20 protein-coding genes are annotated in these 20,006 nt (G+C 36.4%); 9 read left to right on the top strand and 11 right to left on the bottom strand.

What is annotated here, in order from left to right; translation table 11 throughout:
• Nucleotides 1–98: 98 nt before the first annotated feature.
• From MW688_RS21240 to MW688_RS21215, 6 genes are all read right to left on the bottom strand, one after another.
• A complete protein-coding gene (locus tag MW688_RS21240) occupies nucleotides 99–1,445 on the bottom strand; it encodes a serine/threonine protein kinase (protein ID WP_486738010.1) in 1,347 nt (448 codons plus the stop codon).
• Between the two features lie 779 nt (nucleotides 1,446–2,224).
• On the bottom strand, nucleotides 2,225–2,875 hold the full coding sequence (locus MW688_RS21235) for a TVP38/TMEM64 family protein (RefSeq protein ID WP_486738009.1): 651 nt from the start codon (nucleotides 2,873–2,875) through the stop codon (nucleotides 2,225–2,227).
• The gene (locus MW688_RS21230) at nucleotides 2,872–3,615 is read right to left on the bottom strand and encodes a TVP38/TMEM64 family protein (RefSeq protein WP_486738008.1); all 744 of its coding nucleotides are present in this window, start codon (nucleotides 3,613–3,615) and stop codon (nucleotides 2,872–2,874) included. The genes MW688_RS21235 and MW688_RS21230 overlap by 4 nt, the downstream gene beginning before the upstream one ends.
• Complete coding sequence (arsS, locus tag MW688_RS21225; protein ID WP_486738007.1) at nucleotides 3,615–4,607, bottom strand: arsenosugar biosynthesis radical SAM (seleno)protein ArsS; 993 nt, start codon at nucleotides 4,605–4,607, stop codon at nucleotides 3,615–3,617. Before arsS ends, MW688_RS21230 begins: the two co-directional genes overlap by 1 nt.
• 404 nt (nucleotides 4,608–5,011) lie before the next feature.
• Complete coding sequence (locus MW688_RS21220) at nucleotides 5,012–6,190, bottom strand: methyltransferase domain-containing protein (protein ID WP_486738006.1); 1,179 nt, start codon at nucleotides 6,188–6,190, stop codon at nucleotides 5,012–5,014.
• Between the two features lie 752 nt (nucleotides 6,191–6,942).
• Nucleotides 6,943–8,142, bottom strand: a complete 1,200-nt coding sequence (locus MW688_RS21215) for an HhoA/HhoB/HtrA family serine endopeptidase (protein ID WP_486738005.1) — start codon at nucleotides 8,140–8,142, stop codon at nucleotides 6,943–6,945.
• A 74-nt stretch (nucleotides 8,143–8,216) separates the two neighbouring features.
• Here MW688_RS21215 and MW688_RS21210 point away from each other — a divergent pair, with 74 nt between their 5' ends.
• The 6 genes from MW688_RS21210 to MW688_RS21185 all read left to right on the top strand — a co-directional run bounded on the left by MW688_RS21210 (nucleotide 8,217) and on the right by MW688_RS21185 (nucleotide 12,617).
• Nucleotides 8,217–9,821: an Hsp70 family protein gene (locus tag MW688_RS21210; RefSeq protein ID WP_486738004.1), complete on the top strand. Its 1,605-nt coding sequence runs from the start codon at nucleotides 8,217–8,219 to the stop codon at nucleotides 9,819–9,821.
• A 40-nt stretch (nucleotides 9,822–9,861) separates the two neighbouring features.
• Nucleotides 9,862–10,479: a DUF3177 family protein gene (locus tag MW688_RS21205; RefSeq protein WP_486738003.1), complete on the top strand. Its 618-nt coding sequence runs from the start codon at nucleotides 9,862–9,864 to the stop codon at nucleotides 10,477–10,479.
• Between the two features lie 132 nt (nucleotides 10,480–10,611).
• Nucleotides 10,612–11,445: a 2OG-Fe(II) oxygenase gene (locus MW688_RS21200; protein WP_486738002.1), complete on the top strand. Its 834-nt coding sequence runs from the start codon at nucleotides 10,612–10,614 to the stop codon at nucleotides 11,443–11,445.
• A 232-nt stretch (nucleotides 11,446–11,677) separates the two neighbouring features.
• Complete coding sequence (locus tag MW688_RS21195; RefSeq protein WP_486738001.1) at nucleotides 11,678–11,929, top strand: AbrB/MazE/SpoVT family DNA-binding domain-containing protein; 252 nt, start codon at nucleotides 11,678–11,680, stop codon at nucleotides 11,927–11,929.
• Nucleotides 11,922–12,218 (top strand): type II toxin-antitoxin system VapC family toxin, encoded by a 297-nt coding sequence (locus MW688_RS21190; RefSeq protein WP_486738000.1) that lies wholly within the window; start codon nucleotides 11,922–11,924, stop codon nucleotides 12,216–12,218. The genes MW688_RS21195 and MW688_RS21190 overlap by 8 nt, the downstream gene beginning before the upstream one ends.
• Nucleotides 12,219–12,395: 177 nt before the next feature.
• A complete protein-coding gene (locus MW688_RS21185; RefSeq protein WP_486737999.1) occupies nucleotides 12,396–12,617 on the top strand; it encodes a LapA family protein in 222 nt (73 codons plus the stop codon).
• Nucleotides 12,618–12,625: 8 nt separating this feature from the next.
• Here the strand turns inward: MW688_RS21185 and ald are convergent, their stop codons facing one another.
• Together ald and MW688_RS21175 are read right to left on the bottom strand one after the other, a co-directional pair.
• Entirely contained in the window at nucleotides 12,626–13,708 is a 1,083-nt protein-coding gene (ald, locus tag MW688_RS21180; protein ID WP_486737998.1) for an alanine dehydrogenase, read from the bottom strand.
• A gap of 23 nt (nucleotides 13,709–13,731) precedes the next feature.
• Entirely contained in the window at nucleotides 13,732–14,985 is a 1,254-nt protein-coding gene (locus MW688_RS21175) for a bifunctional sterol desaturase/short chain dehydrogenase (RefSeq protein WP_486737997.1), read from the bottom strand.
• Nucleotides 14,986–15,162: 177 nt separating this feature from the next.
• Between MW688_RS21175 and MW688_RS21170 the strand changes: the two genes are divergently transcribed.
• The 3 genes from MW688_RS21170 to MW688_RS21160 all read left to right on the top strand — a co-directional run bounded on the left by MW688_RS21170 (nucleotide 15,163) and on the right by MW688_RS21160 (nucleotide 16,864).
• On the top strand, nucleotides 15,163–15,591 hold the full coding sequence (locus tag MW688_RS21170) for a hypothetical protein (protein ID WP_486737996.1): 429 nt from the start codon (nucleotides 15,163–15,165) through the stop codon (nucleotides 15,589–15,591).
• 635 nt (nucleotides 15,592–16,226) lie between these two features.
• Nucleotides 16,227–16,571, top strand: coding sequence for a type II toxin-antitoxin system RelE/ParE family toxin (locus MW688_RS21165; protein ID WP_486737995.1), 345 nt, complete (start codon nucleotides 16,227–16,229; stop codon nucleotides 16,569–16,571).
• On the top strand, nucleotides 16,568–16,864 hold the full coding sequence (locus tag MW688_RS21160; protein ID WP_486737994.1) for a helix-turn-helix domain-containing protein: 297 nt from the start codon (nucleotides 16,568–16,570) through the stop codon (nucleotides 16,862–16,864). The genes MW688_RS21165 and MW688_RS21160 overlap by 4 nt, the downstream gene beginning before the upstream one ends.
• Before the next feature lie 330 nt (nucleotides 16,865–17,194).
• Here the strand turns inward: MW688_RS21160 and MW688_RS21155 are convergent, their stop codons facing one another.
• The 3 genes from MW688_RS21155 to MW688_RS21145 all read right to left on the bottom strand — a co-directional run bounded on the left by MW688_RS21155 (nucleotide 17,195) and on the right by MW688_RS21145 (nucleotide 19,753).
• Nucleotides 17,195–17,875: a type I restriction endonuclease subunit R gene (locus tag MW688_RS21155; RefSeq protein WP_486737993.1), complete on the bottom strand. Its 681-nt coding sequence runs from the start codon at nucleotides 17,873–17,875 to the stop codon at nucleotides 17,195–17,197.
• An 11-nt stretch (nucleotides 17,876–17,886) separates the two neighbouring features.
• Nucleotides 17,887–18,606 carry a hypothetical protein gene (locus MW688_RS21150; RefSeq protein ID WP_486737992.1) on the bottom strand — a complete coding sequence of 240 codons (720 nt, stop codon included), beginning with the start codon at nucleotides 18,604–18,606 and terminating at the stop codon, nucleotides 17,887–17,889.
• A gap of 199 nt (nucleotides 18,607–18,805) precedes the next feature.
• Nucleotides 18,806–19,753 (bottom strand): hypothetical protein, encoded by a 948-nt coding sequence (locus MW688_RS21145; protein WP_486737991.1) that lies wholly within the window; start codon nucleotides 19,751–19,753, stop codon nucleotides 18,806–18,808.
• Nucleotides 19,754–20,006 lie beyond the last annotated feature (253 nt).

Genomic DNA, 20,006 nt, shown 5'->3' with positions numbered 1-20,006 from the left:
ACAGAACAGACCTTTTTTTATACTCTAACATAATTTATTCTTTCGTAGTTTTTTTGTCCCCAGGGTTAGTAACATTGAGTATAGTTAGTGTTGCTCAATCAATTGTCTGATTCTATTAACTCTAGCCAAGTTTGGATTTTGTCAATTAACCAGAGGCATTCATCTTTGGTTAAGGCATTACCAATTATCCAGGTATCAATATCGGTTTCTAAGACTATTTCATAAATGTAATCTTTTCTTTTTAAGTAAATTCCTTGTAAATCTTCTAAAGCGACTTCTTTATTTACATATACGATTCCTAGACTTTGGCGAATTATTTCTATTTTTTGCCTAGTCATATTGAGTTGAATATTTTCTTTATAAACAATTAATAATTTACTAAATAAGATCACAAAAGCTACTAGATGCAAACCAATAACCAATAAAAAAATCATTAAAGCTAAAGAAATAATAATTAAACTGAGAGGAGATATATTATAGAGTTCACCATAGATTTTGCCAAATATCTTTCTCTCTACTTGCCAAAAATCTGGATCGATGATTTTGCCTAAACGACGGTATCCTCCCTCTGGGAAAAAAACTTCTAACTTTTGGCTGGTTGTAACTAAACTAATTTTAGTATTTTGGGGTTTTTCGTGACCAGTGCTAGTAACTTTAATACGATAAGATTTTTTTAATTTGTCCTTCAGCAAATCTTGTAATGCTAATGATGCTGAGTTAAAGCGTAGGTTAACATCTAGGGTAACAGTTTTTTCTATCCAAGTAACTAAATCTGGTTTTAAATCAACTAATTGGGGAAGTTGAGGCAAATCAACAGGATATTTTCCCGTAGCTAGATGAATCAAAGTAGCGCCTAAAGCGTAAATATCAGTATTGGCTTCAGATTCCGAATTAAGATTGGATTCTGGATCTTGATAATCTTTGTTACTGGAAGTGATACTATCAAAAATCTCAAAATCTACTAGGTAAATTTCTTTGCTGTCGCTTTTAATTAGATTAGCAGGCTTAATATTGTTATGGATAATTGGGGGAGTTAATTGATGTAGATAATCTAATGTTTCTAAGACTTGAGTAGCTATGAAGCTAATTTCTTCTGTGGAGAATGTTTGATTAGTAGCGATTAATTCTTTTAAAGAAATGCCATGAATGTATTCTCTTACACAAACAAACCAAGGAAGCATATCAGCTTCATTAGTAAATTCAAAGTAATGAAGATAATTAGGTAGTCGAGGATGGTTTAGGGTTTTTAGTGTATCAATTTGATGTTGCCATATACTTAATTGTTGTATACGCATTTGAGAGTTCAAAGCCACTAATTTGAGAATTACTACATCATCAATAGATAAATCTGTAGCCAGCCAAGTTTGATAATCAAAAGAGGATGAATGTCCTAGCTGTTCTTCAAGTGTGTAACGCTTTTCTATGGTTTGCTGAGATTGAAACACGTTATTTGATGAGCTAATTTATTATAAATATATTTTACCCAAGTTTTTCCTATTTGCGATCATTTTATTTTAATGATTTGTTAATTTCTTTTATTTTATATGATTAGAATGGTTAGAATTGCAGGTTTATTAGGAGTAATGAGTAATTAGTAATGAGTAATAAGTAATTAGTAAAAGAATTGATCCTAACCACTTAAAAATTGATTTTCGCCTGTTGGCCTATTTCGTACTTTTTTAGGAGTGCTTTGATTTCAGTTTTAGGAAACAAAAATAGGCGCAAGCCAAACAGAGGGCGCAACTCAGACCCTCGCATCTTTACCCAAAGTTACTGGTGGAGGTTGAGTAATGAGTTTTGAAGTAAGGAGTAATGAGTAAAAGAATTGGTGTTAAACCCCTAGGAGACAAAGATTATAGAGAATTAACCATAAAGAACATTTTTCCTGAAAAATTAGTACATAAGTTCTGGTGGAAGATATGAGACAAGCCAAACAGAGGGCGCAAGCCTTGCGCCCCTACTACTGCGCATATTATTTTCGTATGAATAATTAATACAAATTCGTTCACAAAACCTCTTTACTCAGACCCTCGCATCTTTACCTAATGTTACTGGTGGATGAATAATGAGTTTTGAAGTCTTAAAGTAATAAGTTTTGAAGTAAGAAGTAATGAGTTAAAGAATTAATGCGATCGCCCTTAAAAATTGGTTGACCAAAAAGACATATTCAGTATTTTTGTTCTCCTGATGCTTTTCTTAAACGAAAGAGAAATGAACTTTTGACTCACTTTTTAAACTTTTTAGCCAACCAGGGAAGTATAGATAACAAAAATAAACAACTCATCGCCAAAAATAGAGGGAATATATCTCCACCGCTTAAAGCCTGTTGACCGCTTACTCCTAACCAAGTATAAGCCAAGCTGCCGGGAATAATCCCAATAAAAGTAGCTAAAGTATAGGGGAAAGCAGGAATAACGGTTAATCCGAAGAGAAAATTTACTAAATTAAAGGGAGAAATGGGCACAAAACGCACAATTAAAACGAATCTAAAGGGTTTTTTTGCCACAGCACTTTGGAATTTAGCCAGGATTTGATTATTTTGCCAACGCTGTTTACAGTAATCTCTCAAAAGATAGCGTGCCACCCAAAACGCACCTAAAGCCCCCAGGGTAGCCCCAATTACTGTACACAAAGTTCCCCACCACAAACCAAAGATTACACCGCCTATGAAGGTTAATAAGGTACCTGGGATGCCTAAAACTGTAAGAATAGCGTAGACTAAAATAAATATAGGTACAGTAGCGCTTTGATGGCTTTGTAAATATTCTAAAAGCAGGTCATAGTCCCAAATTATCTTCCCTGGACCTATAACTAGAAATAAAGATAGCAAGAATAAAACTATCCCTAAACCTAATTTAATAAAATTAATTTTCACCCTTTTTCTATTTGATTATCTAAAGCTTGTTTGGCTATTTTTGTTACATATAGAGTGACAGCAACGGTAGCGATAAAACCAATAATTCTAATCGCCCATTGTAAACCATCTGCCTGTTGAGTTCCGGCGCCTAAACTAGCTAAGTTTTTCCCCAGAGAACCGATATAAACATACATTACTGTCCCTGGCATCATACCAATCCAAGAAGCTACGACATAGTCTCTCAGGGAAACTTTAGTCAAGCTAAAAGCATAGTTGAGAAAAACAAAAGGGAAAATTGGTGATAATCTCGTTAAACCAACAATCTTCCATCCCTCTTTAGCTACGGCGGCATCTATGGCTTTAAACTTCGGTTTACTGTCAATTTGTTTAGCCACCCAACCTCTAGCTAAGTAACGACCAATTAAAAAGGCTGTGGTAGCACCCAGGGTTGAAGCAATAGAAACATAAATGGAACCTTGGACTACACCGAAGAGTACTCCTGCACCTAAAGTTAAAACCGCCCCAGAAATCAAGAAAACCGCTGAGACAACATAAATCCCAATAAAGGCGATCGCCGCCCACGGACCCAGATTTTGAATCCCAGCTAAAATTGATTGTAAACCTTGATTAATAAATTCAAACACGGCTAATTTTTTTCCAATAACAATAATTAAAACGATTACCGCTACTATAGCGAGAAACTTGATAATTTTTTGGCTCAATTTAGCAGATTTTTTCTTTCTTTTGATGATTTCCATCAGATTAATGATCCTCCACAACTAGAACCACTTCCTGCTGTACATCCATAGCAATAATTAGCTGTTTTAACTGTATTAATCACATCTAAATTATTTAAGTTCAATAATTTACTTACAGTTAGTTTTTCTCCTGCTGCTGTAAGAGATGGGACATTTTCCATTTGATTGAAATCACAATCATAAATATTCCCCAAATAGTCAATAGAAAGCTGAGAACGACACATTAACTTTTCTACATTGTTAGAGTTATGATGGTTAGCTAAAAATTCTATATATGGTAGATATAGTTCTTGTTTTTCTAAATATTGTTTAACTCTACCAATCGGTAAATTAGTGATGGTGAATAGGTGATTAAAAAGAATACCAAAGTTATCTTTTAGATAAGCTTTGTAATCTTGTTCTAATTTTATTTGATCGGGAGTAAGAGAGAAATTAACATCCCGAGGTAATTGAGGATTGTATACTAAGTCTATAGTTAACTCTGGGTTAGTTCCGTAACCTAGGTCATTGAGCATTTGTAGAGCTTTCATTGAACTATTATAAACTCCAGCTCCCCTTTGTTTATCCACATTATCTTCTAAATAACAGGGAAGAGAAGCCACAACTTTAAGTTTGTTTTGAGCAAAATATTCTGGTAAATCGGTAAACCCTTGACTGAAAAATATAGTTAAATTAGAGCGAACAATCACCTCTTTTTTGGCTTTAGTTGCTGTTTCTACTAGAGGACGAAAACCATAATTCATTTCTGGTGCTCCTCCTGTTAAATCTACTGTTTTAATCTGAGGAAATTTAGTAATTATTGTTTGTAGTTGACTACAAATTTCTGGGGATAGTTCTTCTGTCCTTTTTGGTCCAGCTTCTACATGACAATGAGTACAAGCTAAGTTACACTTTTTCCCTAAGTTAATTTGTAGGGTAGTAATTCTATCTTTGGTAATTGGACTATCTAGTTTTTCTTGAAAGGGAGTAAAATTAACAGTTGATTGAATCATATTCTTTCCTTAATTATCAATAAGAGGGAATAGGGGAGCTCCGGGAGCAGGGGGAGAGGGGGAGCTCCGGGAGAGGGGGAGAGGGGGAGCTCCGGGAGAGGGGGAGAGGGGAAGAGGGGAAGAGGGTGAGAAAAGTAAGAGAATTGCCTTACTCATATCTTGCACGCAAATACAAAAGTACAGAAATTTGCCAACAGGCTCCGAATCAATTTTTAAGCGCGATCGCATTAATTCTTTAACTCATTACTCATTACTTCAAAACTCATTACTCATTACTTCAAAACTCATTACTTCAAAACTCATTACTCATTACTCATGTTTGGTGCGTTACGGGCTTCGCCCTAACACACCCTACTAATACTACTAATACTAATACTGAAACCTAAAACCTGACACCTGATACCTTAACAACAGGGATCTGAAGTGCAACATTCAGTATCTGAATTATCACTAGTCATATTGTAATCAGCACCTTTAGTAGCTTTAGGAGAGCGAATTGCTTTAGAGTTACAGTTAAACTCTGGCGCTAATTCTAGGGGAATATCTTGATAAGGAGGTACAGGTATAATATCTTGATGGTATGGACCTTGGGGATTAGTAAGAATATTGTAGGTTTTATCGCAGACGGCCATTCTTTCCCCACGACAGAGAATATGTCCGTCGTCATCTCGTACCTGTTGCCAGGGTCCACGATAAATAACTGCTTGGTTACGATCTAAACAAGGACCTTCTTTTCCTTTGAAGGCACGAATAGTCAGGGAACGAAATTCGATACCATTGACTATTTGCCAAGGTTCTTCTTGACGTTGTAAGATTTCTATACCATAGAAGCCTGCTTCTGCGAACATTTCGAGAAATACATCTTCGCGAAAAGCTCCAGCAATGCAACCACTCCATAAATCAGGATCATTGAGGATTTCTGGAGTAGGATCCTGATCACAAACTATATCAGAAATAACGGCTCTACCACCTTTTTTCAGGACACGATGAATTTCGACAAATAGCTTTTGTTTGTCTTGGGGATTAACTAGGTTAAGTACACAGTTAGATACAACTACATCAACGCTATTGTCAGGAATTAGGGGCTTTTCTTGGCGCAGGCGATCGCAAAAAGCATTAAATTCTCCCCAAGCTTCTACAGAGGTAATCGGTTCGGTTTTTAGTCTTTTGTCTACGGCGGCTAAGTCTAGTTGTAAATCTTGGATTTTGCCTTTTAAAAATTGAGTGTTAGCATAACCCAATTTTTCGCTAATTTCTTGTTGATACTTAGTTGCTAATTGCAACATAGCATCGTTAAAATCTACACCAATAACCTTACCTTGGGCACCGACTTTTTGTGCTAGTATATAGCAGTTTTTTCCAGCACCGGAACCCAAATCAACAACAGTTTCCCCCTGATTAACATAGCGAGTGGGATCTCCACAACCGTAGTCTTTAGCGATAATCTCATCTGGTAAGATTTTTAAATAGTCATGATCATATTCAGTAGGACAACACAACGAGGGTTGATGTTCTTGGGCACCTTGTTGATATCTAGTTAAAACTGCTTGTTCTTGATCGAGGTAGTTAGGTACTTGAGTCACGAATTAATCACGCTCCTAATCATTACTTGTTTACTAACCTATAATTATATTTAAAACAGTAAATCTGAGTTTCTCCTGAGAATTAGGGAAAATTTTGCTAAAAAAAAAGACACTTTTGATACTGAGCAGCGAAAGTAATCATTTTGTATTAAATTTTACTGAGTATGTAATATAAAAATGCGGCTAAAGTAATTGAGGGTCGGGCGCACTCGCCTAGGACTTAGATCTTGCATCTTTACCTAATGTTACTGGTGGATGAATAATGAGTTTTGAAGTAATGAGTAACGAGTTTTGAAGTAAGAAGTCTTGAAGTCTTGAAGTAAGAAGTTATGAGTTTTTGAGTAATGAGTAATGAGTAATGAGTTAGAGAATTAATGCTAAATGCTTAAAAATTGGTTGATCGAGTGCAAGATCTTAGGCTAGAGAGAAATGAACTTTTTCTGAGGTTAATTTAGTACTTATGTACTGGTGAAAGATGTGAGTAGGAGCGAGATCTCGCACTTGCTCGTTGTTAAATGTATGCTTAATATTAGAGATGGTATAATAGCGATGAATAGTTTAATTATTTATTAAGCAATAGACGCATTAAAACTGAATATTATCAAATTAACTAAAAAACTGATATTCCTCTCTGTTCCCTGTTCCTTAGACCAAAGCACGCAAATACAAAAGTGTGTAAGAGCAAAAAAAAGAGGCGATCGCCCCTTGTAGAGAAATTATTCAATAAGATTTGATCGCCCTTCTGGTAATTACTAGTTATCTAATTGAGCAGTTTTAACGACAAAATCAAGAATATTATCGCCTCTTTGGACAGTAACCTTGATATTTTTATCAACTCCTGCTTCTTCCACTAGAGATTGTAATTGAGTACCATCAGTGATTTTTTGATTATCAACCTTGAGAATTACATCTCCCATACGTATACCTGCGGCGGCGGCGGGTGTCTCAGGAATAACTCGGACCACTAAAACTCCAGATACTTCGGGAATTAAAAAAGGAGAATTAGGATCTTGATTATTTTTTCTAGCTATTTCCGGGGTAAGAGTGATCATCTGTACACCAATATAGGGATGAGCCACTTTTTGACCACTAGCTAAGATATCTTGTAACTCTTTAGCTTTGTTAATGGGAATAGCAAAGCCTATACCATTAGCATCAGCGCGAATAGCGGTATTTATCCCAATAACTTCACCAGCAGAATTAAGCAGAGGACCTCCTGAGTTACCAGGGTTAATAGCTGCATCAGTTTGAATAAAATCAATCCGTTTATCAGGAATACCTACGGAAGCGCTAGGACGATCCAAAGTACTAATAATCCCGAGGGTAACAGTATTATTTAAACCCACTGGGTTACCCACAGCGATCGCCCAATCACCCACGTTAATACTCTCAGAATCTCCTAAGGGAGCAATTGGTAAATCATTACCTTGAGGCTCAATTTTTACTACGGCTAAATCGGTAATTTCGTCACTACCTTTTACTTCTCCTTCAAAGGTTCTACCATCTTTGAGAGTGACAATTACCCGATCTGCTTTGTCAACTACGTGAGCATTAGTTAGTATTATCCCTTCCTTATCAACGATAAATCCTGATCCTTGACCTGCGACCCTTTGCTGATCCGGGATTTGTTGGGAAAATTGATTCCCAAAAAAGTCTTGAAAAAATGGGTCTTCTAACATAGGATTGAGACGACGAGTCACAACTCTCTCGGTATCAATTCTAACTACAGCAGGACCAGTTAATTCTACAGCTTGTGACACAAAACTATTAGTATTAGTAGTATTTAAAGCGATTAACTCGTTTGAGTTTGTAGGACTGAGATTCACCGAATCAACGCTGGTGTCAGCAAAGGAGGAGAGGACTCTTACACTGCCAAAAGAAAGAGACACACCGACAATCAATGCTACTAAATGACTAGTAACAGAACGTAACAAATTTTTCTTAAATTTCACAATTCACCTCAACTAAAATAAGTAGCCCTAAAAGATGTAAAATTAGCTATAGAAACACAGAGGAAATAAACACTTTGACTCTATCTTACGCTATTGATTTTGGTACCACAAATACGGTTATTACCCGTTGGAATTCGGTAAATCAGCAATCTGAGTTAGTTAGTCTCCCGAAAGTCTCTACTCAAATTGGTAATAATCTTGCTTTGATACCTAGTTTACTTTATATACAAGACGCTCAAACAGAAAAAGTGTTCCTAGGGGAAGTAGTTAGAAATAAACGCTTAGACGTAAAAAATGACCCACGCTTCTTTGCTAGTTTCAAAAGAGGCATCGGCGCAAGTATACAAGGTTTTTTACCAGAAATAGATCAAACCAAAATTACTTTTGAAAAATTGGGTAGTTGGTTTTTTCGAGAAATTCTCCAAGGGTTAGAAAATCAAATTGGTGAAACTCCTCAATCTGTAGTACTAACCGTACCTGTAGATAGTTTTGAGAGTTATCGCCACTGGTTAACTGGTCTTTGTCAAGAGTGGTCGATTGATGAGATTAAAATTATTGATGAACCTACGGCGGCAGCTTTGGGTTATGGTACAGGAGAAGCGGAGACTGTACTAGTAGTTGATTTCGGTGGAGGTACGGCAGATTTCTCTCTGGTTGAGTTAGATAATCAGTCTAATAAAACTAAAACTTCTGGTTTTATTCTGAAATTGGGGGGCAAGTTTCTGGGAAAAAATCCCCGACAAAAAGAGAGAAAAGCGAGAGTTTTAGCTAAAGTAGGTAAAAATTTGGGAGGTAATGATTTAGATGCTTGGTTAGTTGACTATTTTGCGGAAAATCAAGGATTACCTCAGTCAAGTTTAATTAATCGTCTCTGTGAACGTCTGAAAATTAAACTATCTCAACAGGAAAATGCTACTGAAGTTTATTTTGATGATTTAACTTTGACTAGTTATGAGTTAAGTTTGGATAGAAAAACTTTTGAATCTATTTTGGCAGAACATGAGTTTTTTAGTCAATTAGATGAATTGATGAATCAAATTTTACAACAGGCAAGAGGTAATGGAATTAATAAAAATAAAATTGATGCTGTATTGCTTGTAGGGGGAACCGCACAAATACCCGCAGTAAAAACCTGGATTGAAAAGTATTTTCCTCTAGAAAAAATAAAAGGCGATCGCCCCTTTGATGCTATAGCTAGTGGCGCTTTACAATTAACTCAAGGGGTTAAGGTTATTGATTTTCTCTACCATAGTTACGGGATTCGTTACTGGAATCGTCAAACTCAAGCCCATAGTTGGCAACCTCTGATTAGAAGTGGTCAACCCTATCCTATGACTCAACCACAAGAGTTGATTTTAGGGGCTTCTGTAGCTAATCAGCCAAGTGTTGAACTAATTATCGGAGAATTAGGGGCAGATACTGGGGCTACTGAAGTTTATTTTGATGGCAATCGTCTGATTACTCGTTCTTTAGGACCAGGAGAAACCCAAGTACAACCTCTAAATGATAAACCAGGTGCTACTACTATTGCTCAATTAGATCCCTTGGGCAATCCGGGGAGCGATCGCCTGAAACTAAAGTTTTCGGTGGATGAACAACGTTTTCTCCGCATCACTGTAGAAGATTTATTAACTGATAAAACTCTTCTTGCTAACCAAATTGTTGCCCAACTTAGTTAATATTTATATTATATATATTGGAGGTAATTAGTATTAAATTATGTTGAATCTTGACCAAATTAACCCAGATATTTTAACTAAGATAGTCTGGGCTGACTACCGAGTAGCTGTCTTATTTTGCGTGGTTGTTCCCCTGATTTTGATTCTCTGGGCTTTACGCAAAAGAGTAGAATCTATTAGCAGTCTTTTAATTATCTATTGGCGGGTTTCGAGTTTGTTAATGATAACTGTATATTTGATGATCGCCTCTTTTCCTTTTAGCTTTTTAACAGGTTTATTTGCTCGCATATTAATACCTGTTTCTCTCTGGTTTTGGGTTGATTTAAATGAAGAAATCGGTGATTTACGTCAAAGTTTACTTAAATTACTCTTTACTGCCTGGCGTTGGGCTGTAACTGTTTATTGTACTATTGGAGTGCTATTTTCTCTACCCTTCGTAAGTTGTGCCTTTAAATCAGCATCTGTGATTAAAGAAACTAGTTATTGTCGCGTTTGGCTAGAAGCACCCTGGGGTTACAAGGCTTATTTGCACCCTGAGGGGGATCCGGGCGTGTTAGGGTTTTTTGGGGTCATGGGTTTAGTTGTGTATATTCTCTATTTACTGTATTTTGTAGTAATAAGATTGGGTAAACAAGGACGTTCAGCATTAGAACCATAATTTTATCGTAACCGTTCAGGGGGGCGATCGCTAATCAAGAGAATAATAAAGAAATTGAGAACAAAGAGGCGATCGTCATTAAAAATAATATAATGTTATCTTAAAAAGAAATTTGAAAAACTAGGAGTTTAAATGATAGTCAACAGTCAACTATTCTGCATAGATCCTCAATATTTAGAAGATTTAGCTGCTAAGAATCGAGAAAGTTATGCTCAAGCTGAGCCTTTTCCTCATATTATCATCGATGATTTTCTTCCTTCAGCAGTTTTAGAAGAAATTCTTAGGGAATTTCCTAAACCAGGAGATATTGATTGGCAAAGCTTTGATCTTAAAACTGAAAAAAAACTGGCATCTACCTCTGAATTACAAATAGGTGAAAAAACCCGGATGTTGCTTTATCAGTTGAATTCTAGTACCTTTATTGATTTTTTAGAAAAGTTAACTGGTATTGATGGCATAATTCCTGATCCTCATTTTGTAGGTGGTGGTTTGCATCAAATTGTACCTGGAGGATATTTAAAAGTTCATGCTGATTTTAATCGTCACACACGTTTAAAACTAGATCGTCGTCTTAATTTACTAATTTACTTAAATAAAGACTGGAAAGAAGAATATGGTGGTCATTTTCAACTCTGGGATAGGGAGATGAAAAACTGCTATAGTAAAGTTCTTCCTATTTTTAATAGATGTGTTATATTTAGTACCACTGATTTTTCCTATCATGGTCATCCAGACCCTCTCACTTGTCCTGAAGGTATGAGTCGTAAATCTTTAGCCTTATATTACTATAGTAACGGCCGTCCAGCGGAAGAAGTTTCAGGCAGCCATACAACTTTGTTTAAAGCTAGAGAAGGTGAAGATATTAAAGTTAAAAAGTCTTTTTCGGAAAACTCTAAAACTGTAATCAAAAAGTTAATTCCTCCTATAATTATTGATCTGAAAAACTCAATTAGTGGCAAAAAATAATAGAGTCAAATAGTTTTGCTATTTTTAGCTAATATTAATCCTTAACTAAACTAAGTTTATAGTTAGGGATTTTTTGTTAAAATGGTAGATATAGCAAGCTCGCAAATAGATGTTTACAGTTATTATGAAAAGCCCCCCGAGTTTGCGGGGGGTTGGGGGGAAAAGTTTATCTAAATATTGTTAACACTACAACGCTCATTGCTATATATAAATTATGCCATAAATAAAACTTATGACAGATAAAGGAACAACCACCAAGATCACTGATGGAGGGCGCATTGTCATTCCGGCAGAATATCGTCGCGCTTTAGCCCTTAATACAGGGGATGACGTTATTCTCACCCTCGAAGAAGGAACCATCCGCATTTTACCCCGAACCGAAGCCTTACGTCGCGCTCAAGAAATCGTCACCCGTTACACGAAAAATCAGGAATTAGCCACTGAATTGATTGAAGAACGTCGGATTGAAGCAGAAAATGAGTAATTATGTCCTTGATGCTTCTGCTGTCCTTGCTGTTCTTAATCAAGAACCAGGAAACAAGCGCGTTAGTGAAATTTTAGCGGCGTCTGTTATTAGTGCGGTTAACCTCAGTGAAACCATCGCCAAACTTATCGAAAAAAATGTCCCAGAACCAGAAATTAAATTAGTGCTTTCTTATCTCAATCTTGAGGTCATTCCCTTTGATGAGCCATTAGCTTTATGTTGCGCCCGTCTGCGTCCTCTCACTCGTCATTTAGGCTTATCTTTAGGGGATAGGGCTTGTTTAGGTTAGCTCAACACCTAAATTATACCGCAGTCACCACGGACAAAGCTTGGGGAAAATTAAACATCGGCATTTCTATCGAAGTTGTTCGTTGAATTTCTCCCATTTGACCTCAGAGTTTGAACGCAGATGTTATCATATAACATAATACTCAATCCAGTTTTCAAAACATCTTAATATAAAAATATGAAAACAACTTTAAGTCTTATTGCAGCAATTCTGATGACAGGTTGGATAGTTAGTATTGCTATTTTTTCCATTCAAAATATTCAACCAGTAACTATTAAATTTCTTTTCTTAGAATCAATTCAGATGCCAGTGGGAGTTTTACTTTCTTTGTGTGTAGGTTTTGGCATCCTGATTGGTTCTATTTTACCCCTACTTTTTAGAAGGGGTAGCCGGATTTAATCATCCTACTAGGTTAAGTCAGGGAACACTGCTTGGACGGCAGGATGAATTAATGAGTGATTATGGACATTTAAACCCTGTCCTAAAACAGGATCCACTTTTAAAGCTTTTAAACCATGATTAGCAAGTTTAACAACATAGGGTAGGGTACTATTATTTAACGCTTGAGTAGCTGTCCAGGGAACCGCACCAGGCATATTAGGTACACCAAAATGAAGTACACCTTCTTCTACGTAGGTAGGAGAGCTATGGGAAGTAGTTTTCATAGTTTCAATACAACCACCTTGATCTACAGCAACATCAATAATGACTGAACCGTCGTGCATTTGTTTAACTAAATCTCGATTAACTAATATGGGTGCTTTACGTCCTAAAATTAAGACAGCACCAATGAGTAAATCTGCTTGAGGAACTACTCGTTCAATTTGAGCTGAGTTACTATACAGTAATTCTACACGGGAACCGAAGATAGTCTCTAAATATGCTAAACGCTCCACATTTACATCAAGAATTGATACTTTTGCACCCATACCTACAGCAATTCTAGCCGCTTCTGTACCAACTACCCCACCGCCAAGGATAACTACTTGTCCAGGTCGCACACCAGGAAAACCCCCGAGAAGAACTCCTCTACCTCCTTGTTGTTTTTCTAAATAGCGGGCGCCAAATTGAATGGAGAGTCGTCCGGCAATAATACTCATAGGAGTCAGGAGGGGGAGTCTTCCATCAGCTAGGGTGACTGTTTCATAGGCGATAGCGCTGACTCCTGATTTAATTAATGCTTCTGTGAGGTTGCGGTCTGCGGCTAGATGTAAATAGGTAAATAGTAGTTGTTCTGACCGTAAAAACTGATATTCTGCCTTTAGGGGTTCTTTTACTTTGACGACTAGTTCCTGAGACCAGGCTTCTTTTTGATTGACAATAGTAGCTCCTGAGGTTTCATAGTCCCTATCAGTAAAACCTGCACCTACTCCAGCACCTGTTTCTACATAAACTTGGTGCTTTTGTTCTGTAAGTGTTCTTACACTACTAGGAGTTAAGCCTACTCTAAATTCTTGGTCTTTAATTTCTTTGGGAACACCTATTTCCATATTTATCCTCACAATAATTTGATTTAAACAGCCTTAGTGCGATCTCTTTTTTCCCCTGATGATTGACGGGTAAATAGTCTAAAGTAAATGGATACCCAAAACTCTTTCCAGGGGAAGGTAACAAAAGTTAAGGGATTTACTGTAACTATGATATTGCGTATATCTCGTTTAGCTAAATTAATGATTTGTTTTGCTACCCAATCTGGAGACATAATGCCTATGGGATTAAGATTACTTTTAAAGGGTCCTAAAATTAATTTACGGATGACACAGGGGGAGTCGAGACGACGTAGAGTGATTAAATCCCCTAGGGTGCGTTTACTTAATTCATACAGAGGGCTAAAGGCGGGAGAAGCTTCAGCTTCTGAGGTATTCATCCAGACTTCTTTTTTGGCTTTGTCTTCGTTGGTGGTGATGGTTGTTAGAAATAACTCTAGCAGTCGCCAACTAGAAAAAGCATTGACTTCATAAGAATTGGCGATCGCCTCTGGGGTTCTCTGTGCGTGTACATTGATTCCATGATTAATTATCAGTATATCTATCTTAGCTAATTCGGAAGTTAATTCTTCCTCAGCACCAACTCCCCAGGTAATAGTTTTTATGGGGAGTTTTTCTGTACCAACGGTAATGGTTATTTCTTGGTTTTTTGAAGTTAGGGCGATAACTTTGGCACCTTCTTGGGTAAGTTGTTTTAACAAAGCTTGACCTAAACTACCGGAGGCGCCTGTAACGGCGATAGTTTTGCCTTTGAGAGAAAGTGCTGTACCCATAATTTTATCTACTAGAGTAAAAGTACCCGAATAATAAGCTTTTTGGTTATCAAAATGATGACGCCAATGATAGGGGCGATTTACGAACCAGTCTCCCGGTAGACTGTTAAAAGCTCCTGGACGATGAGTTATATCTGTAATCTCATCTGCTAGAGGAATCCCACTCCCTCGGGCGATCGCCCCTAGGAGGAAACTGAGACTATAAATACATCCTACCCAAGCGGTCCAATCATAAGTCAATGATAACTTGCTAGTTAGCCAAACTGGAATCAAACTCAACAACAACATTACTATAGATTCTGGTAAATCATTGTACCATTGGGCCTTGCGGTAAATAGTTTCACTGACTACCGATAAATCTGGACGAAAAACGCGGTGATGCCAAGCGTGTAGGCGATATAGGGGTGTCCAGTAATGGGCTAAAAAATGATATACATCTCTGACTAATTCTACCCAAACCACTGCGGCTAATGAAATGATCACCATTTCAAGACTATTGCTCAGCATAATTAGCGATAATTACTCCCTTTCTTCTGGTTATAGTTATTTATCTCATTTAATCTTACTGAAAATTCAGCAAAAAATTTGCTCTAAGTTAGAGTAAAAACTTTTAGTTAAATTCTGAAAAAAGTAAGTAAAATATATTTGCCCTTATTTTTAAAGCTCAAACTTAAGGAATTTACCATGATTCGCAAATTAGCTCAAACTGCCTTGATTACAGTAGCTCTAGCTACCGCAGGGATAGCTCCTCTATCATCTCTAGCTCAAAATACCTCTTCTGTTCAGTTTCAACCAGGTAGTGACAACGCAAGTGTAAACGGCACAATCACTGGTCAGGAATATGTTGACTATGTACTTTCGGCGAAGAAAGGTCAGACCATGGCCGTTGCCCTGACTATTGATGGTACCAATGGAGATGGTAATGCTTTTTTTAACATTTTACCTCCCGGTAGTGATGGTGAAGCGATTTTCAATGGTTCAAGTAGTCCTGAGAGATATGGTGAAGTGAGTTTGCCAGAAGATGGGGAGTATACTATTCGAGTTTATCTGATGGGGAATGACCAAGATACTGGTAAGACAGTGGGTTATACTGTTTCAGTAACCATTCGTTAAATAAGTTTGTAGTAGGGCTTTAGCCCTATCAACTTGTAGTTGAGTAATGAGTTTTGAAGTAATGAGTTTGAAGTAATGAGTTTGAAGTCTTGAAGTGAAAGAAGTTTTGAAGCAGCATTAGTAGGGTGTGTTAGGGCGCAGCCCGTAACGCACCATAATGAGTTTTGAAGTAATGAGTTTTGAAGTAATGAGTTTTGAAGTAATGAGTTTTGAAGTAATGAGTAAGAAGGTAGCCTGTAGGTTGGGCCCTTGTCACGAAACCCAACATTATATTAGTAGTTGTAGTGGCTGAATTTTGAAGTAATGAGTATTAGCACTTGTAGTAGAAATAAAAAGGGCGCAAGCCTTGCGCCCCTACTACACCAATAACTTTTGGAAAACAAGTCTGAGAAAAGCGAATGCGCCTGATTTTGTCGGGTGTGTATTACTCAGATCTTGCATCTTTATCACTCATTTACTTGTGGTGGTTGAGTCTTGAAGTAATGAGTCTGTAGGTTGGGTTAAACAAAGTGCAACCCAACACAAATATAATGGGAGATAATAAGTAGATTGTTGGGTTTCGTAACCTCAACCCAACCTACAAAATCTCAAAACAAGCTTGACAAGCATACGGCAATGCCGTATATAATGGGGCTATGCAGACTGTTGTTGAAATGCCCGAATTTATAAGATGTGCTAAGAAATTAGGCATATCCGATGATGAGCGTCTTGGCATTATTGATCTAATTGCGGCCAATCCAGATTTAGGCGAGGAAATAGTCGGTACAGGTGGCATGAGAAAAGTGCGTGTAGCTGCCAAAGGTAAGGGAAAAAGCGGAGGATACCGTGTTATTACTTTTTTTAGCGGCGTTGATATACCTGTATTTCTGGTGACTGTTTATGCAAAAAGCCAGAAAGAAAACATTACGGACAAAGAAAAGAAGATCCTGAAAACTTTGTCTACTAGTCTTATTGAAATAGAGAGGAGGAAAAAGATATGAGCGAATTAGGTGAAAGTCTTATCAAAGGAATGGAAGAAGCCCTTGCCTTTGCCAAAGGTGAAGACAACGGCGCTGTTGTTCATATCCCTGAAGAAATTAATGTCCGGCGTATCCGTAAAAAGCTGAATATGAGTCAGAAAGCCTTTGCTGATTATTTTGGGGTTTCGGTCAGAACCGTTCAGGATTGGGAGCAAGGTCGCCGTGTGCCATCGGGTGCATCAAAGAATTTTCTGTTTGTTATCGATCGAGAGCCAGAAGCAGTTCGTAGGGCTTTAACCAGGTATCCTTCTTGACACTCCCCCCGCTAAGTCTGTAGGTTGGGTTAAACAAAGTGCAACCCAACACAAATATAATGGGAGATAATAAGTAGATTGTTGGGTTTCGTAACCTCAACCCAACCTACAAAATCTGGTTGGGGTTGAGTTTTGAAGTTTTGAAGTTTTGAAGTTTTGAAGTTTTGGAGTTAAAGAATTAATGCTCAACTGTTATCTTCTAAGTATTGTTGAAGTAAATTGTTTATAGCTTTATGTGCTAGTATTTCTTAGAGCTTCAAGTTCTACATCAAATATAAACTATAATTTTTAACCGACTTTGTATTAAGGTGTATATTGTCTAGATAAAATTTAACTTGTATTAATATCTTCAATACGACTTCCCAACCGTTTCAAAACCTTCAACACATCATAAAGTTCATTTTGTAAAGGTAACAGAGAAAAAACACGAGAGATATCATATTGAGGTGTTCCTTGGCGATTCAACTTGAGAAAAAAGAACTCGCCTCCATTGGTAATCATCCCAAATACAGATTTTTCTAATTCAGGATTGGCCATCATATAGGCTAAAGTTTGAGGAATGGCCATATCCAGATTAACCTCTGTTCCCTTTGACTCTAAAACAGCTATCCACAAACTCTGAGACAGTACTAAAAAATCAATTCTTCCTCGCAAAATTTCTTCAGACACTTCACTAGTTGGCATAGAAGTACTTACTTCAACGGCGACTTCTCCCTGCATTCTAAATGGAGGATCATAAAATCCAGCTAACTCCAGTAAAGGTGATAAAACGAGTAGATTAACTAACCCTTCTGCTAAACTTCCATTAGCGCGATGATAGCGATATCGGGATTTAATTCTATCTAATACTGCTGTTTCTGAATCAGTTAAATTCTCTAATCCCTCTTGCCATTCTAGAAAGAAGTTAACATCAGCAGTACGTACTAAATTAAATTGCCGTTCAGCTTCACCAATGGTTTTAATTTTTTGAGTAATCGCTGTTTGGGACATAGTGATAGAAAACTTAATCAAATTTTTTAAAACTATTTTTCTTCAAAAATAAAAAGCTTATCAACCATATTACTAACATTTGGGTTTTTAGATTGCATATAAATCAGCCATTCCCAAGATATCCATTCTCTAATGGTTATATAATTTTCGTGAATATACTCTATCCATTCAGAATGAAAAATAATTGATTCACATTGACTGTATTCAAGTGAGTCAAAACGGTAGAGAGGTTTTCGAGATTCAAAATATTTATCAACTATCCGCGGCATCGCCTTTTCTAAATCATTTCCTCTCCCTCTATTAACATTTTCTTTCCTTAATTCTTCTTCTAAAAAAGGACAGAGAAGACGATAAGGAACATATTTTGCTAAGTACTTAATAATATTATCTAAGGGTTTAGACTGAATATTATCTCGTAAAACTTTTTTATCTTTGTCCGTAAATTTTAAAATTGGTTCTTTAATTTCAAGGTTTAAAGAATCAAGCTTTTGAATAATTTGATCTTGTGTACCAAAAGATAGTTTAAAATAAATGTGAGGATACCAAGCGTTAACTAACATTTCTACAACTATCTCTTCAAAACTAATTTCAGAAAATAGCTCAAAATCTTTTTGTTTTAAAATATCTAATAGAGAAATAAAGTAAAGATATTTATATGAATTAGTTGTTTCTGCGAATAGATATGATAATGCAGAAATATTTAAACTATCAGATTGAGGAAGTTTAAAATTACGAGCTTCATTATTACTCACTAAATCACCTATGAACTAAATTATCAAAATTGTTTTAATCTAAGATTGTATATAAAATGTTTCTAACTTTTTTTTCTGGCATTTGAGAAAATGAGTTTGGGCATATACTTATATAATTTCACAAAATCTTACTTAATCTACAATTTTACTGAAAAATTTAAAATGTGTGAAATAAATATAAATTTCTTGGTAAATTCTTCTATGGCGATCGCAAAATTATCTCGGTTAATTTCGCTAATATCGCTTGACGACTTGGCTCATCCTTAGGCATTATATCTAAAATTTCTTGAACACGTTGTTCTATTTCAATATCTTTACTATTATCAAGCCATAGCATTTGATGAGTTTCTTTCCCATCAGGACGAGTTACAGTAATCCGTCTAGCCTCAAATCTTCTATCATCTTTAGCTGCTACATCTTTCTGTAAAGCTTCTAAATTCTTAAATCTTCTGGCGATATCTGATAACTTAATCTCAAATGCTGTAACTTCCTCATCTTTCCAAGAAGTAGGGGGTTTATCCCCAATCACCATTACTAAAGCTTCTAACCATTCACTATCAGATTTATCCTCATCAATAGCTGCTTGTACAAAACTTCTTAAATTGCGCTCTACACATTGACCTACTAATAATTTAGCTCTTAATCTTAAATCTTCTCGCAGTTGCTTTTCATTACTTCTAATTCCAAAAGCTTCATAGAGTAAGCTTTGACATTCACTTAATAACTTCTCGTAGGCGGTATGAATTTCTCGTAAAGCTTGAACTAATTTGTTACGTAAATTTTTGGCTATTGCACTTTCATCACCTTCTTCTGTTCCAATTGGCGATAAATTACAAGCTAGAGGAAGTTGAGTAAAAATTAATTCATCAGGTTCCACGGTTTCCTGTAAGGCTTTGAGCACCTTTAATGCTTCTTGACTAAGTCTTTTAGTTTGCTTAGTATAAGCTGGTAGCTTTTTAACAAATTGATACAGGGGAGTCACCACCGTTAATAAAGTTGCGTTTCTCAGTTTCCTGGCTTTTTTTAAATTAGGATTGCGTAGAATAGACTCTAACTCCTTAAAAACCTCTGAACGTAAACCTACCACCTCAAAATACTTAACAGCAAAGCGAGAAGGGCTAAATACAGTTGAAAAATATTTACTCATTACTGCTAAAACTTGCTCATTTGATTAGCTAAATAGTCATAATGGATAATTTTTAGTTGGTTGACAATTAGGGACAAGGGGATAATTGAGACATAATTACTGTGTTTTCCCCCTTGATGATAAGTCGTTTAGTGCGCTACAAGAGAAAGTCTCGACAACTATTGTTTAGCAATGATATATTATTAATACCGAACAGGCTTGTTGATGATGGTGATAAAAAAATCTAATACCCTAAGTTATGTCAAAGCATTGC

The sequence above is a fragment of the Johannesbaptistia floridana genome (genome assembly GCF_057440575.1).
The sequence above is the reverse complement of the archived record's forward strand: the minus strand, read 5'-3'. Positions and strand labels throughout refer to the sequence as shown.